Source organism: Ruminococcus flavefaciens (genome assembly GCF_900143025.1).
Classification (GTDB): Bacteria; Bacillota; Clostridia; order Oscillospirales; family Ruminococcaceae; genus Ruminococcus; species Ruminococcus flavefaciens_I.
On the sequence record NZ_FRCT01000008.1, the window covers coordinates 63,609 to 80,448 of the forward strand.

At 44.7% G+C, this 16,840-nt stretch carries 8 protein-coding genes; 7 read left to right on the top strand and 1 reads right to left on the bottom strand.

Annotated features, from left to right (window positions below; genetic code table 11):
* Nucleotides 1-191: 191 nt before the first annotated feature.
* On the bottom strand, nt 192-1,577 hold the full coding sequence (glmM, locus tag BUB28_RS09885; protein ID WP_072951070.1) for a phosphoglucosamine mutase: 1,386 nt from the start codon (nt 1,575-1,577) through the stop codon (nt 192-194).
* A 382-nt stretch (nt 1,578-1,959) separates the two neighbouring features.
* On the opposite strand from glmM, the gene BUB28_RS09890 reads away from it, so the two are divergent.
* From BUB28_RS09890 to BUB28_RS09920, 7 genes are all read left to right on the top strand, one after another.
* Nucleotides 1,960-5,475: a YfhO family protein gene (locus BUB28_RS09890; protein ID WP_072951075.1), complete on the top strand. Its 3,516-nt coding sequence runs from the start codon at nt 1,960-1,962 to the stop codon at nt 5,473-5,475.
* Nucleotides 5,476-5,859: 384 nt separating this feature from the next.
* A complete protein-coding gene (locus tag BUB28_RS09895) occupies nt 5,860-8,121 on the top strand; it encodes a cellulase family glycosylhydrolase (RefSeq protein WP_072951082.1) in 2,262 nt (753 codons plus the stop codon).
* 297 nt (nt 8,122-8,418) lie between these two features.
* The gene (locus BUB28_RS09900; RefSeq protein WP_072951083.1) at nt 8,419-9,141 is read left to right on the top strand and encodes a CpsB/CapC family capsule biosynthesis tyrosine phosphatase; all 723 of its coding nucleotides are present in this window, start codon (nt 8,419-8,421) and stop codon (nt 9,139-9,141) included.
* Between the two features lie 40 nt (nt 9,142-9,181).
* The gene (locus tag BUB28_RS09905; RefSeq protein ID WP_072951084.1) at nt 9,182-11,128 is read left to right on the top strand and encodes a polysaccharide biosynthesis protein; all 1,947 of its coding nucleotides are present in this window, start codon (nt 9,182-9,184) and stop codon (nt 11,126-11,128) included.
* A 40-nt stretch (nt 11,129-11,168) separates the two neighbouring features.
* On the top strand, nt 11,169-12,197 hold the full coding sequence (fliB, locus tag BUB28_RS09910; protein WP_072951085.1) for a flagellin lysine-N-methylase: 1,029 nt from the start codon (nt 11,169-11,171) through the stop codon (nt 12,195-12,197).
* 249 nt (nt 12,198-12,446) lie between these two features.
* Nucleotides 12,447-14,726 (top strand): leucine-rich repeat domain-containing protein, encoded by a 2,280-nt coding sequence (locus BUB28_RS09915; RefSeq protein WP_072951086.1) that lies wholly within the window; start codon nt 12,447-12,449, stop codon nt 14,724-14,726.
* Entirely contained in the window at nt 14,716-16,236 is a 1,521-nt protein-coding gene (locus BUB28_RS09920) for a leucine-rich repeat domain-containing protein (protein ID WP_072951087.1), read from the top strand. Before BUB28_RS09915 ends, BUB28_RS09920 begins: the two co-directional genes overlap by 11 nt.
* Nucleotides 16,237-16,840: the final 604 nt, after the last annotated feature.

A 16,840-nucleotide genomic window follows, 5' to 3' on the forward strand; every position in this document is an offset into this window, starting at 1 on the left:
GACCTCCGATTAATTACCTATACTTATTTTTTGGCATAACACGCCGTAATAATCATTATATCACCAAAAAAAACTCCCGTCAATAGCTTTGTGAAATTTCCGACATCTTCATCATAATATATTTTTTTGATAGCATAAAAAAGCGACCCCGCCATTTTATACAGGGTCGCCGTTATGCTATACTTATCCTATCAGACTGTATGTCCCTTAGCCTTTATAACAGAAACAACTCTATCCACGCACTTTCTGCATACAGACTCGTCCTGTGCCTCTACCATTACTCTTACAAGAGGCTCTGTACCGCTCTCACGTACAAGTATTCTTCCTGCATCGCCAAGCTCTGCGGCTACCTTGTCCACCTCTGCGCGTACATCAGGGTCAGCCTGTGCAGCAGCCTTGTCCTTAACCTTTACGTTTTCAAGCACCTGAGGATATACTGTGAACGGAGCAGCAAGCTCGCTGAGCTTCTTCTCACGGGACATGATAACCTGCATTATCTTCAGGCTTGTGAGTATGCCGTCACCTGTGGAAGCATACTTCGAGAAGATGATGTGTCCCGACTGCTCACCGCCGATACAGCAGTTATTCTCCTTCATATACTCATATACATACTTATCGCCTACAGCAGTCTTTGCATAGTTGATGCCTATCTCGTCAAAGGCTCTGTAGAGTCCGAAGTTTGACATAACAGTAGTAACAACGGTATTGTTTATGAGCTTTCCGCGCTCCTTCATATATCTTCCGTAGATATAGAGAATATGGTCACCTGTGATGACATTGCCCTTTTCGTCAACGCAAAGACAGCGGTCAGCGTCACCGTCATAGGCAAAGCCTGCGTCGAGACCGTTCTCTACTACGAATTTCTGGAGTCCCTCAATATGTGTCGAGCCTGCGTTATTGTTGATATTCACGCCTGTAGGCTCTGCATTTATTACGTATGTCTCTGCGCCGAGAGCATCAAATACTGATTTTGCAATATTCCATGCTGAACCGTTTGCGCAGTCAAGACCTATCTTCATACCTCTGAATGAGTACATTCCGAGAGAGATAAGGTATCCGAGATAGCGGTTTCTGCCCGAAACATAGTCAACGCTCTTGCCTATCTTATCACCGTGAGCAAAGGGTATCTCCTTCCACTCCTGACCAAAGGCATTGAGCTTTCCGTCAAGGTAAGCCTCGACCAGTTCTATAACGGTATCCTCCATCTTTTCGCCCTGACCGTTGATGAGCTTTATTCCGTTGTCATAATAAGGATTATGGCTTGCGGATATCATGATTCCGCAGTCAAAGCTGTCAACTCTTGATATATAAGCTACAGAAGGTGTTGTGGTAACATGAAGAAGGTATGCGTCAGCACCCGAAGCAGTAAGTCCGCCTACCAGTGAATACTCAAACATATAGCTTGAGCGGCGTGTGTCCTTGCCGATAACTATGCGCGGAGCCTCGTCAGAGCCGTTCCTTCTTTTGAGTTCACCATAATACCAGCCGAGAAAGCGTCCCACCTTGTAAGCGTGGTCAGCAGTAAGATTTTCATTTGCAGTTCCTCTGAAGCCGTCAGTTCCAAAATATTTACCCACTATTAACTATCTCCTTAAATAAAATATTATAATGTATGGATTAAAAATCCTTTCACAGACCCATAGCATTCAAATTATAGCACTTTATAATATGCAAGTCAATGCCCTGAAAGAAATTTTACAAAACAGAACAACACTCCTGCTCATTTTTGTTAAAATTTCACACTGACAATGCATATCAAAGCCGTTATTAATTAGACGTATCAAAAGCGGATTTCTCTCAGTATTTTAATGTAGAAATTTTCGCGGAAAAATATAATTTCTTTTATGTCGGCAAGATAAATTTTCTATTGCAAAGTGAAAAGTTTTGTAGTATAATAAAAAATAGTATTATAATCGGGTATTATGGCTTTTACCGCCCGAAACAAAAGGAGGAACAAAATTGGCTAAGTCAACAGCTACGGGAACAAAGACAGCTTCGTCCGCTTCCCGCAACAAGATCGGCAGCACAAGACCTGCAATTACTGCCGCAGACATCATAGCCGAAAAAAAGGGACAGAAGTTCAAGCCGCTTTACTATGTCATTGCTTTTCTTGTACCTTTTCTTCTGACATTCGTGTCATATATCTGCTTTGATGTTTACCCATTCGGCGAACGTTCAGTGCTGACGCTCGACCTTAACGGACAGTACATCTACTACTTTGAAGCACTAAGAGATGCTTTCTGGGGTGACGGAAGTATTTTCTACAACTGGAGCAGAAACCTTTCGGGCGGCTTCATGGGTATCATAGGATACTACCTTGCAAGCCCCTTTACTCTCATTGTTATGATCCTTCCGAGGAAAATGATACTCGAAAGCGTTATGATAATGCAGATGACAAAGGTCGGTGCGGCAGGTCTCACATTCTGCATCTACGCACAGAAATCAAAGAGACTCAGACCTCTCCAGTCTGTAATGTTCTCGACAATGTATTCCATGATGGCATACGTTGTTATCCAGCTCATCGACCCTATGTGGATCGACGGACCGATATTCCTGCCGCTTATAATCCTCGGTGTGGAATACCTTATTGATGACGGCAGAAAGCTGAATTACATCATACCCACAGCCATAATGTTCGTGGCTAACTTCTATATCGGCTTTATGATAGCCATATTCATCGCCATTTACTTCGTTTTCTACCTGTTCTTCGGGACTAAGCGGAAATTCAAGAGCATAGAGGAATACGCCAAGACCATAGGTCTTATGATCGTTTCCACCGTGGTAGTAGTGCTTTGCAGTACGTTTATGATACTGCCCGTCTACAACGCTCTTGCACTCGGTAAGTTTGATTTCTCTGTACCTGATTACAGCTACAAAGCTATGTTCAATCCTATCGAGCTCGTTCCTTGTCTGCTGCCGAACCAGTACTACTCGGTAAACGTTGACGAGGGAACACGCTTCTACGGAAGACCCGAGATATACTGCGGTGTACTCACATTCGTGCTCCTGCCTCTGTTCTTTATGAACAGGAAGATAAAGACAAACAACAAGATAGGCTACGGTCTTATGACCTTTACCCTTGCATTCAGTATGTATGTAAAGCCTATCAATATGTTGTGGCACGGCGGTCAGGATCCTAACTGGCTCCCATACAGATACTCATTCCTGCTCTCATTCGTTCTTGTATCAATGGCAGCAGAAGTATTCTCAAATCTTGACGGCTATAAGCTCTCACCGCTGAGCGCAGGCTCGTCGGCAGCAGTTATCGGCATACTTACGGCCATATTCTGCAAGATGATGAAGAGCTTCAACTACAACGAGAGCAAGTACAAATACGTTGCTATACTCCCATATACAGACAAAATGGAGCGCGGCTCGGAAAACTGGGAGGAGATATGGCTCGGCACTATAGCCTTCGGTCTCATACTCGGAGCTATATACCTTGTAGGCGTATACCTCTACAGCCATTCAAAGACATTAAAGGCTAAAAACGCTATATCCGTTGTAATGGCTCTCCTCATATTCTTTGAGACAGGCTATAACTGCTACGACTCATTCAGAAAGATATTCAAGGAGGTCGGAAACTCCGACAAGAGCACATACACCGAGATACTTTCCGCTCCTGATGTGGTAAAGGAACTCGAAAAACGCGACAGCGGCTTCTACCGTGCAGAAAAGACCTACTCACGTATGGTAAACGACGACCTTGCCTACGGTCTCAAGGGTATCTCACACTCCAGCTCGGTAATGAACGCAAGAGCTATCAACTTCATCGAAACTATGGGTTACTTCACTCAGAGCTTCGAGTCAAAATATGAGGGCTGCAACCCTGTTGCCGACTCTATCCTCGGCTTCAAGTATATCCTTGATGACCCTGCAAGAAACTACGGCAACACACAGATGCTGGATCATTCCTACGTCCATCGTTACACTTTCTCATACAAGAAGGACAAGGATGTCCCTGCATCAGTAGATATCTATGAAAATCCAAATGCGCTGAACATCGGTTATATGGCTAACGACGACATTCTGAACCTCTCAGGTCTCGGCAATGACAATCCGTTCAACAGCCTTAACAACTTCCTCAGCTCAATGACAGGAAATACTCTTGATTACTCAGCTATTCCGATAGTTCCCAAGCAGTATTATGTTCCTTTCGATTATACCGTAAATTACGATGATACAAAGGTATATCTCCACGATTACAATAACAACGGCACTCTCCACGACTGCTACGAAGCATTCGCAGGCGTTGACGACGCTGTTGTAAACGTTGACGTTACTGTTCCAAAGACAGGCGACATCTATATGCACCTCGGCTCTGAAATGAGAAAGACCTGTAACGTTTGGGTCGCTGTAAAGGGCGAGGACGGCGTATACAGAGGACAGAAGACGGGTACTGAAGCATACGACGGCTACGGCTCATACTTCACTACCAACTCTTCACCTATCGTAAGAATGGGTCCGTTCAATGAAGGCGACGAGGTCGAGATAAGACTTACTATACCGCCAACAGACGGCAGATACACAGGCAGCAACGAATACATCATGGTAAGAAAGAACCAGGGCTTCAACTTCTATTACCTTGATGAAGAGGCTTTCACCGAGGATATCAACAAGCTCAAGGAGCGTCAGTGGAACCTTGATATGAGCAAGACCACAGACCGCTACCTCGTAGGTGATGTTGATGCTCAGGAGGGCGAGATCCTCATGACAACCATTCCTTACGAGCCGGGCTGGGATATAAAGATCGACGGAAAGTCTGTTGACAGTCTTATCGAAGAATATATACCACAAAATTCAGACAAGCCTACTCTCAAAAACAAGCAGGAAGCTCTGGGCAAGAACGCAAATGTAACAGGTGAGGTACTGGTTCTGGGTGCTATGATAGGCATACGCCTCCCGGCAGGTCACCATACAGTTTCTATGAAGTACACTCCTCCCGGATTTAACCTCGGCATATTCACACTCATACTCGGTATCATCATACTTGTAATGTTCTATATGTATGATAAGAAGCACAACAAGGTCCTCATCGAGATGAAGAAGGCTAAGGATATAATCAAGAGCGGTAAGGCTGACGAGTATCTCGCAGAGATAGCTGCTCAGGAGAAGGCTGAAAAGAAGAAGAAAAAGAAGAAGAACCTGATAAAATCCAAGGGCGCAATCGCCGAAGAGCCGATCAAAAAGGCTGAGGACACCGCCGAGGAGATCAAGGAAAAGAAACCGGCTATATCAGACGAAGCATTAAAAGCTATAGAGTCTGCTGTTGACGAAACTGCCGCAGAAATGAAGGAAGCTGAAAAAACAGCTGAAGAGGCAGCCGAAGATATTGAAGAAGCAGCAGAAGAAACCGCTGAAAAAGTCGAAGAAGCCGTTCAGGATGCAGAGGAGACTGCAAAAACAGCAGATAATACTGTTAAAAAAGCACCTCAGCAGGCTTCAAATATGAAAAACAAGAAAAAGAAAAAATGATATCAAGTCCCCACATCAGTGGGGACTTTCTTTTTCTTTAACTAAAACGGTCAAAAATGGCAAAATAACAACCTGTTAATTAACAAAATATTTCGTAGTTAATACAATTGTCTCGTTATATAACATCTTTTGTTAATTATATAAAATGTTATATCAAAATAAAAAATCCGCAACAATCGTTTGACAATATATCGCCTTCCTCTGGACAATTGTGCTAAAATAACAAATCAGAATTCTATATAACATAATTTGCATTTTGCACAAAAACGCTTGACTTTATTCTACATATATGCTAAACTTTAGATGTAAAGTTAATTTGAAACTCTCTGCACTGGGGCTTCAAATTGTAAACCAAATACCATTTTATTTAAGGAGGAAAACATTATGTTTAAGAATGTTAAGCGCTTTGTCAGCATTTCCGCTGCCGCTGCCTGCATCTTATCTTCACTCCGCGTAGCTCATTTAGACAACTATGCAACCGCTGCAAACTCAATGACCGCTTTCGAGATCACAAAGAACATGAAGGTGGGCTGGAATCTCGGTAATACTCTCGACGCTTATGCTCAGGACGCTAACGGCGTTGCTCTTGACACCTACGGTCTTGATTCAGAGACCTGCTGGGGCTGCCCAAAGGCAAACGAGACACTGTTCAAGGCTCTCAAGGCAAAGGGCTTCAACACAGTTCGTATCCCTACAACATGGTTCCAGCACCTCGACGCTAACGACAATATCGATCCCGCTTGGCTCGCTCGTGTACATGAGGTAGTTGATTACGCATACAAGAACGGTATGTACGTTATCCTCAACGTTCACCACGAGAACTGGATCAACAGAAAAGACCTTCTTACAGCTTACGATGAGATCAACAAGAGACTCATGAAGATCTGGACACAGGTAGCTACAGAGTTCAAGGACTACGATCAGCACCTCATTTTCGAGTGCATGAACGAGCCTCGTGCTGCTGGCACTTCATATGAGTGGTGGTCTGCAACTCCTGTTGCTGAGGCTGATGTTATCAACAAGCTCAACGCTGATTTCGTTAAGCTCATCAGAGGCATGGACAGCCCTTACGCTAAGAATCGTCTTCTTATGCTCCCCGGCTATGTAGCAAGCTCAGACAAGACATTCCTTTCACAGATAGTACTACCCGAAGATGATTTCGTTGCAGTATCTATCCACGCTTATACACCTTATAACTTCACAATGAACACAAACGAGAAGGAGGGTGCTTACCACGACACCTTCACTAAGGAGTTCAGCAACGACCTCGCTTACAACCTCCAGAACTTCCGTGATATGTTCGTTGACAAGGGCGTACCTGTAGTTATCGGCGAAATGGGTACTTCAAACTTCGGCAATACACAGGCTCGTGTTGATTGGACAACTCAGTACTTTGAAACAACTAAGAAGTACGGTATCCCTTGCGTACTCTGGGATAACAACATCGAGCAGAATCCTAAGGCTCCGGGTGAGTGCCACGGCTATATCAACCGTGAGACAGGCGAATGGTATCAGACAAGCCTTCCTGTCATCAACAAGATGATGGAGATCATGAGCGATTCTTCTATCGTTTGGGGCAGCGAAGCTAAGATACCTACATTCGATCATCAGGATCTTTCAGCAGGTAAGGTATTCCTCGAGAATACTACTATCGACGTAGCTCTCACAGACACATACGGCAACTCAACTCCTGGTAAGGAGATCTCATGGAACGACCTCAAGGGCAAGGAAGTTGCTATCAAGTACACAGGTGATGTTCCTGTTCTCGCTGTTTCCGATAAGGATTACAAGGGCTGGACAGAAATGGCTCCTTACACAACAGACGAGAAGAACGGCATTGCTTACTATCTCGTAGATCAGCAGATCCCTAAGGCTTGGGACGGCGATCTCGCTAACATCAACCATATGCAGGCAAGAACACCGGGCAAGACAACTATCGAAAAGATGGTTATCCTCACTGCTCCTGATGTAACAGTTGACATTCCTGAGAACAAGACAAAGAAGACTCAGATCGACTTCTCTAAGGCTCAGGCAACTGACAACCTCCTTATCAAGATCAAGGGCGAACCTAACACTGATACTAACGGCTGCGTTGGCTTCAACGGCAACGGCTGGGAGCAGGTAGAGTGGGAAGGCAAGACAGATGCTAACGGTACACTCACAATTTCTATCCCAATGAGCAAGTTCCCTGCTGGTATCCAGTCAGGTGAGGCTCAGATCTGGTATCAGGCAGAGCTCGTTGACTTCGACGGCATCAGCTTCGGTGCAGAGCAGGTAGCTACAACAACTACTACAACAACTACTACCACAACAACAACTACAACTACTACAGAGGCTTCAACAACTACAAGCACAACAACAACTGTATCCGAGCCGATCGCAACAACTACAAGCAGCACTCCTGTTGTAAAGAGCACAGGCAACGGCGATGCTAACCAGGACGGCGAAGTTGACATGGGCGACGTAGTTCTCATCATGCAGTCTCTCGCAAATCCTAACAAGTATCAGCTCAGCGGCAAGGGTGCAGAAGCAGCTGACGTTTACGGTAATGACGGTATTACTGTAAAGGACGCTCAGGTTATCCAGCTCTTCCTCCTCCGCACAATTAATTCACTTCCTGCAAGTGATAACGTAAATGTGAACTAACATTAAAGTATAGTTTCTCATATACCTCTGAATGCAGCTGCAATCGCAGCTGCATTTTTATTTCATAAAAAATCACATGGTTTTCTCCTCATTTTGTAATTATAAAATAATATTAACATTTGTTACCTATTGACAAAACAATACGAACTGTTATATAATTATAACGGTATCGCTGTACATATAATAAGAAATAGCAATACCATTGGGATAAAAGATATAACAAAAAGCAGAGATATAAATATGCTTTTAATCATGTATAAAAATGCTCTATTGTAGAAAAAAGGAAGACAACTAAATATGCTTACTGATTACCATTGCCATATTCTGCCCGGTATGGACGACGGCGCACCTGATGTCGATACCTCTCTGGATATGATAGATATAATGAAGGAGCAGGGCGTTGAAAGGATCATCGCTACTCCCCATTTCTATGCCCATGAGGAACGTTCGCTGACAGAATATCTGTTAAGACGCGAGGACGCTTTTGAAAGTATTGCCGATTTCGCGTCTGTGCCTAATATAATCCTTGGCGCAGAGGTCGCCATAGAACACGGAATATCGAAAATCCACGGAATAGACAAGCTCGCTATCGAAGATTCAGACATGATTCTTCTTGAGCTTCCCTTCCGTGATTATGAGGATTGGATGTCTGAGGAAATAAACGCTATCGCTTCAGAATACGGACTGAAGATAGTGCTTGCCCACATACACCGATACCTCACATATTATTCGCCCGAAAATTTTGAAAAGATACTTCAGACCGACGCTGTTTTTCAGTTCAATAACGACGCATTTCTGCTGCAAAGAGACAGAGACCTGTTAAAACAGCTGGTCAAAGAGAAAAGAACTATTATTTTCGGAAGCGATGCGCATAATACGGACACAAGATGTCCGAACTGGGATGTTTGTTTGGAGGTATGTGACCCTGAGGTGCTTGAAGCGTCAAATGAGCTGCTGAAAATAAATACAGAGCTGCTTCAGGAGCCTGCTCCGACAGAGGTCGGAGAGCAGGGGGAATAATTTTATCGGCTTTATATTATGAGCCTAATGGGGGAAAAAGATGAAAAATTTATTAGAAAAGTTCAGTTTCCGCAGAGTCATTCTTGCCTTTGCAGATGCTTTTATTGTCGTGGCATCTGCTCTTATCACGAATTTTATCCTTTCATTCTTTGAACAGGATATCTCACGCCCTGATATGCTTATGAGCTTTGTGGTCGGGTCGGTGACCTGCTGCGGTTCGCTGCTGATATTCGGCGCATACAGCAAGCTGTGGAGATTTTTCCATAAGCGTGATTACCTCTCCTGTGCTTACGGAGTAATGTGCGGATATATCGTAGCGTCTATATTCGTTTACATAATCAGGAACAACGTAAACATAACCTATGCAACTGTTCACTGCATCATAACCCTTATAGGCGTATGCCTTTTCAGAATACTCTTTAAAAAGACCTTCGTTACCTTTGCAAATTCGGTTACCGAAAGCGGAAAGAAGCGTACAATGATAGTCGGCGGCGGTCAGACCTGCCGTATGATACTCACTGAGATAAAAAATGCTACTTTATCATCTTATACCGATGATAAGATAAGTGCTGAATATGATCCCGTTTGCATCATCGACGATGACAGATCAAAGATAGGCACGGAAATAAACGGCGTTACCGTTGTAGGTACTACAAACGAGATAATCAAATTCGTGGATCAGCAGCATATCGAGCAGATAATCTTTGCTATCCCCTCCTGCCTTGAGGACGAGAGAAAGCGTATCCTCGACATATGCTCATGTACAAAGCTTCCCGTGAAGGTAGTTCCCTTCATCGGAAACCTTATCTTCGACAACGGAAATACTCCTATCCTTACTCAGATGCGTGATATCAAGGTGGAGGACCTGCTCGGACGCGCACCTATAAAGTTCGATAACGAGGAGATACGCCATTTCATCTATGGCAAGGTCTGCATGGTAACAGGCGGAGGCGGTTCTATCGGCTCTGAGCTTGTCCGTCAGATAGCTAAATACGGTCCTCAGCAGATAATCATAGTTGATATCTACGAGAATAACGCCTACAGCATACAGCAGGAGCTTGTAATGGACTACGGCGACAGCCTTAACCTTACGGTACTCATCGCTTCTGTAAGAGATTATTACCGCATGAACCGAATTTTCGAGAAGTACAAGCCCGATATCGTATTCCATGCGGCAGCTCATAAGCACGTACCTCTTATGGAAAATTCTCCTATGGAGGCTATCAAGAACAACGTTATCGGTACCTTCAATACCGCTTCACTGGCTCAGTTCCACAAGGTAAAGAAGTTCGTTATGATATCCACCGATAAGGCTGTAAATCCAACTAATGTCATGGGTGCTTCAAAACGCTGCTGTGAAATGATAATACAGTACCTTTCTCAGCAGAAAGGCTGCTATACCGAGTTCGTAACAACACGTTTCGGAAACGTTCTCGGCTCTAACGGCTCTGTAATACCGCTTTTCAAAAAGCAGATAGAGCAGGGCAAGCCTGTTACAGTAACTCACCCCGATGTCATCAGATACTTTATGACTATCCCCGAGGCTGTAAGCCTCGTCCTCGAAGCCGCTGCAATAGCTCACGGCGGAGAGATATTCGTGCTTGACATGGGCAAGCCCGTACATATAGTTAAGCTTGCCGAAAACCTTATCCGTATGTACGGAAAGGAGCCATATAAGGACGTTGAGATAAAGTTCACAGGTCTCCGTCCGGGCGAGAAGCTCCGCGAAGAGCTCCTTATGAACGAGGAGGGACTCAGAAAGACCTCAAACGAGCTTATATTCATCGGTCAGCAGATAGAGCTTGACGGCGATGAATTCATCAAAAAGCTCAGGAGACTGCGCAACGCTGCCAATGAAAACCTTTGCGACACCGTTATAGAACAGCTCCACGAGATAGTTCCTACCTTCATTACTCCCGAGGAGTTCAACAGAGCCGAGATAATCAAGCACAGCAAAACAGAATATGTTGAAAATGTAAGGGACTGACTTCACAGTCCCTTTACTATTGCCATAAAGGAGACTTTATATGATATACAGGACCCCCGAATACTGCAAGGACTTCCGCTGTATCGCGGACAAATGCAAGGATAGCTGCTGTAAGGGCTGGGAAATAGATATTGATGAAGATACCGCGCGGTATTACGACAGCGTAGGCGGAGAATTCGGCAAAAGGCTCAAAGAAAATATCCGTGACGGCTGTTTCGTGCTTACGGAAGATGAACGATGTCCCTTTCTTAACAAGCAGGGGCTTTGCGATATCTATACGGAGCTGGGCGAGGATAAGCTGTGCCGTATATGCTCCGACCACCCACGGTATTTCGAGTGGTTCGACGGACTAAAGGAGGGCGGCACTGGACTTTGCTGCGAAGCTGCCGCAGAGCTCATACTCTCCCGTCCTTTTTCTCTCTCGGAAAGTGATATCCACGATGAGGGAGCCGCAGGCGACTACGATGAGGAGCTTTTTGAGCTTATACAGTCCGCAAGAGGCGATATACTGGACATTATCGGCAATGAGGATATCCCCCTTGCCGATGCACTCAGCAAAAGCCTTGATATAGCCGCAGAGGTGCAGGAAAGTATTGATATCCCTTTCCCCGATAACGAAAATGATGACTGCGGCAATGCTCTGAACCGTATTTTCGGCTGCTTCTGCGAGCTTGAACCTATCGACGAAAACTGGCTGCCTTACATAAAGGGCTGCGCCGACAGCTTTGATACTATGCCTGCACATAATAACGATACCCACATTTATCTCCGCAGGATAGCCCAGTATCTCGTATTCCGCTATCTGCTGAAAAGCGTCTATGACGGCGAAATACTGGGGTATACAAAGTTTGCAGCCGTAAGTGTTATCGTTATCGCCAGACTTTTCAGGTATTCCGCTGTGAACAGCGGCTGCTGCACTATTTCGGACTGCGCCGAAACTGCAAAAAACTACTCGAAGGAGACCGAATACTGCGAAGAGAATATGGAAAAGCTCCTTGAATTATTCGCAGATGAGCCGTTTTTCAGCATATCAGCCCTGAAAAAGCTGCTTACAGAAGAGCTTTCCTGAAATGTGGACATTATCTGAAATATACTGTTAAAATGCGAAAACTAAGTGAAATTCATTGAAAAAAAACATATATTATGATATAATGAATGCAAAGCATTCATTATATATTATTAAAAAGTCCTTGCAGATACGCAAATCAGAGATTTGCTCCCTGCAATCGGACAATTATATCATAACGCTTCGCTTTTATGATATAATATAAGGCTACAACGGCTTTATGCCGCATAAATAATTGAGAGGGTAATATTTATGTTTAACTGTAAAAAAACTGCCGCTTTTATCGCAGGGCTTATTCTCTGCGCTTCATCTGCGGCTTCACCTTTGATATCCCTTGCTGCTCCCGAAGGCGCAGTTGTTGAGGCTGACGAAGATACCGAAGCAACGACCGCTGCCGAGGAAGACAACTATAAGACAAGCGGAGATTTCAAGTATTCTCTTACCACAGAGGGCAATATCTGTATCGAGGACTGCACCAGCACTGCGGAGTTTCTCGTTATACCCGATACTCTCGACGGCAAGAAGGTAACAGAGCTGGGAAAAACTGCTCTCGGAAAGGACCATGAGAATAATCCTTACATTTCCGTTACCATACCTGCTTCTATCGAGTACATTTCCGCTGATAACCCCTTTATGTACTGCACTAAGCTCAAAGAGATAAAGGTGGAAAGCGGCAATACCGAATATACTGCCGAAAACGGCATACTCTACACCAAGGACAAGAAAACTCTCCTGTGCTATCCCTTGTGTAAAGAGGGCGACAGCTTTACTATACCCGAAGGAGTTACCACTATAGGCTTTTCTGCCTTCTACAGTGCAAGACTGAGCACCTTGAACTTCCCTGCTTCTCTGTCGGAAATAGACGCTTTTGCTTTCGGCGATATGATATATCTCAAAACTGTTGACCTCAGCAAGACATCTATTGATGCTATCCCTAACTACGCCTTTTCACAGTGCAGCACTATAGAGAATGTGCTCCTCCCCGACGGTCTTGAAACTATCGGCGGCGGTGCTTTTGCAGGGTGCAGCCTTATCAAGGACATAACTCTCCCTGAGTCGCTTTTATCTATCGGACAGTATGCCTTCGTGGATACAGGTCTCGATACAATTATAATCCCCGATTCCGTACAGGATATAGGCTATTCCGCTTTCGGCTACCGTTCATCGGAATACGGCGGAATAATCCCAATGAATGACTTTACCTTAGTCGGCAAGGTAGGCGGTGCAGCTTATACATACTCCACCGACTCGGATAGCGATTATGATTACAAAAACAACTTCACCTTCCTTACACGCGAACAGTATACACAGGAAAAAGAATTCAGCTCACTTGAATCCAACACCTCCGGCGACTATACCTACGCTTTAAAGAACAACGACGCTATACTCCTTTCCTGCTTCTCCGCAGACAAGACAGTTACTGTTCCTGCCGAGCTGGACGGACACAAGATAGTTACAATATACCCGGGCTGTTTTACAAGCTGTGGGGCTGAGGAAATTATCCTTCCCGATACTGTTGCGGAAATAAGAGAAAGCGCTTTCTTACAGTGCCCCGAGCTGAAAAATATCGTTATACCCGAAAGCGTCAAGAAAATAGGCACTGCTGCCTTTGCTGAATGTTCAAAGCTGGAAAGCGTGGAATTCAAGGGCGCTGAAACTATCGGACAGGCTGTTTTCAACAACTGTACCGCTCTGAAAAAGGTCACTGCCGCAGGCTGTCTGAAGGAATGGAAGGACGATGAACCCTTTGCTCTGTGTACTGCTCTCGAAGAAATAATCATTACCGACGGTGACGGCAATTTCTGCTCTGAAAACGGTATCCTCTACTCGAAGGACAAGTCCTCCCTTATATGCTACCCTGCAAATAAATCAGGCGAAAGCTTCAAGGTGCCTGACAGCGTTAAAGAAATAGGCATATCCGCTTTTCTCAATAACAAGAATATCAAGAGCGTTGAAATGAATAACGTTGAGAAGATACTCACATACGCCTTTGAGGGCTGTACAAATCTCAGCTCGGTAAAGGTCTCGGAAAAGCTTACTATGATCGACGCTGACGCTTTTTATAATTGTACTTCTCTGAAAAGCCTCAGACTTTACGAAAACCTGGATATCATCGGTACCTGCGCTTTCGGCTTCCGCAAGGACTACAATGCTAAGAGCAGTGAGGACGGCGAAGATGAAGAAGAAAGCAATGACGTTCTCGTTGAGGGCTTCAAGCTCTATGCGCCTGAGGGCTCTGAAGCGTATAAATACGCTAAGAAAACAGGCATAGAGGTAATAACAAATACAACGGAAATACTCGGAAAGAACATAGATACACGCTTCCTTATCGCTCTGTGCTCTGTCATAGGTGCGGCTGTCCTTGCGATCTTGGGCATTATCATCGGCAAGGGCGTAAAAAAGAAAAAAGCCGAAAGTGATAAAGCAAAGAGAAAGGAAAAGTCCGCTGAGCTTCGCCGCAAGCAGCAAGAAGAAGCTGCTGACGAGGAAGAAGACGACGACGATGAGGAGGAAGTATCCGATGAGGATTGATGTAAAAAAGGCTGCCGCTGTTCTCGCAGCAGGCTTTATGACCTTGTGCAGCATACCGCTCGGCGCTGCCGCCGATAATTTACCGAGCGCAGGCGACGATCCGCTGACTGACGGCTCTTTCGTTTATGAGCTCACACCCGAGAATACATACAAGATAGTTCAGTGTACGGCTACTATCGTGGATTCAGTACCTTCCATGAGAAACGGTACTGTTATAACCGCTATCGGTGAGGGAGCTTTCGCAAATTGTACGGGAATAACAAAACTCACTTTGCCTGATTCCATCACTACTATCGAGCCGAACGCTTTTTACGGCTGCACTTCCCTTAAATCAGTTACTCTGCCGAAAAAGCTGAGTACCCTCGGTGAACAGGCGTTTTTCTCGTGCAGCGGACTTGAAAGCATAAAGCTGCCCGCTACTCTTAACGAAGTGCCTGCATATTCCTTCGCACTCTGCGATAATCTGGAAAATGTTGAGCTTCCCGATAATATCACAAAAATAAACGATTATGCGTTCTATCAGTGCGGAAAAATAAGCTCCTTCCGCCTGCCTGCTTCGCTGAAGGAAATAGGCAATAACGCTATGGGCTGCTGGTTCTCCATAACCGATATAGACGCTTCCGCAGCTGTTGATTTCGTTTACGAAAACGATATGCTCATGGATAAGGACAAGCACTTTATCTACCGTGCTTCAAAGGATATAAGCGGAGATATCGTTATCCCTAACGGCATTAATACCATAAAGAGCGGAGCTTTCTCCACCTGTGCAAATATCCAGAATCTGTTCCTGCCAAGCTCGCTGGTATACATCGACGATGAGGCTTTCAGAAACTGCTCCTCTATCAAAAAAATTGACTTTGCTGACGGTCTGAAATCCATAGGCTTCGGTTCGTTTATGTTCGATATGGAACTCGAAACTGTTGATCTGCCGGCTTCTCTCGAATTAATTGACGAGTTGGCATTTGCATACTGCATGAAGCTCAACAAGCTCATAATGCCGGAGGGTATCAAGACCATAAACAAGGAGGCTTTCCTCGGCTGTGAAGCTCTTAAACAGGTAAGTATCCCGAAAAGCGTTTCAAAGATAGGCGAAGATGCTTTCGGTATCACCTACGAAAACGAGCAGAAAAAGACTGTTGACGGTTTCTCACTCAGCGTTTTCTCAGGCTCGGCAGGAGAAAAGTATTCCAAGGCTAATAAACTTGAGTTCACCGCTAAAGATGTAAATATCGCCAAGATCGCTTTCATAGCAGCAATGGTGGGCATCATAATAATCGTTATCGTATTCGCTTTAGTCCTTATGAAGCGCAGCAAGAAAACTGCTCCTATGAATGCAAGAAAGGCTGCAAAAGCCGCTGCTAAAAAGGCTAAGGAGAAAGCTGAGGAAGCAGAATACAAGAAGATCATCGGCGAGGAAGACGATGATGACGACGAAGATGAAGATGAGAATACCAATGACGAAGATACCGATGACGACTCGGACGAGGAGTCAGAGGAAGATGACGAATGATACCTTAACTTTGTCTTCCTATAATAGGGGCAAAAACAGTCCAAAACCAATGGGAAACCATTGATTATCAAAAAAATAATTTTTGTATTCTATGTTTTGTACAAAAACAGCCGTCTGTATTTGTGAGATTTCACAGTACAAACGGCTGTTTTAATTGAGAATTATGAAGTCGCCTGCGGCGATATTATTTAAATAATGTGAGCGCAAGCTTATGGGACGTCGAGAACGCCGTCCCCTACAGTAGCGTGATGTTGCTTCGTTGCTCGCGGGCGGATATTATCCGCCCCTACATTAAAAAGGACGGCTTAACCTCGATACCCATATAGCAGTTTTGTAGTATTTATTGAGAGAACCCCTTTTGAAAAAGGGGCTCCTCTGACGGAGGACGTCCCCTCTGTCACTGCGTGACATCTCCCCACACTGTGGGGAGTCACTCTCAAACTCTCTCCCTAAAACTTTCAGTTTTATTTTTTCTCAGATAGGGCACACCCTGCATTACTTGCGGGGCTTTTTTATTTTCGGTGTGCCCTATCTGAGAAAAAATCAGCTAAAAAAGTCTTTGGAAAGGGGTTCGGGGGAAAGCCTTTCTTCAGAAAGGTTTCCC

Coding starts and splice junctions, on each gene's coding strand:
- BUB28_RS09905 (WP_072951084.1), top strand. CDS start 9,182: ATGAAAAATTTATTAGAAAAGTTCAGTTTCCGCAGAGTCATTCTTGCC.
- BUB28_RS09915 (WP_072951086.1), top strand. CDS start 12,447: ATGTTTAACTGTAAAAAAACTGCCGCTTTTATCGCAGGGCTTATTCTC.
- BUB28_RS09920 (WP_072951087.1), top strand. CDS start 14,716: ATGAGGATTGATGTAAAAAAGGCTGCCGCTGTTCTCGCAGCAGGCTTT.
- fliB (WP_072951085.1), top strand. CDS start 11,169: ATGATATACAGGACCCCCGAATACTGCAAGGACTTCCGCTGTATCGCG.
- BUB28_RS09900 (WP_072951083.1), top strand. CDS start 8,419: ATGCTTACTGATTACCATTGCCATATTCTGCCCGGTATGGACGACGGC.
- BUB28_RS09895 (WP_072951082.1), top strand. CDS start 5,860: ATGTTTAAGAATGTTAAGCGCTTTGTCAGCATTTCCGCTGCCGCTGCC.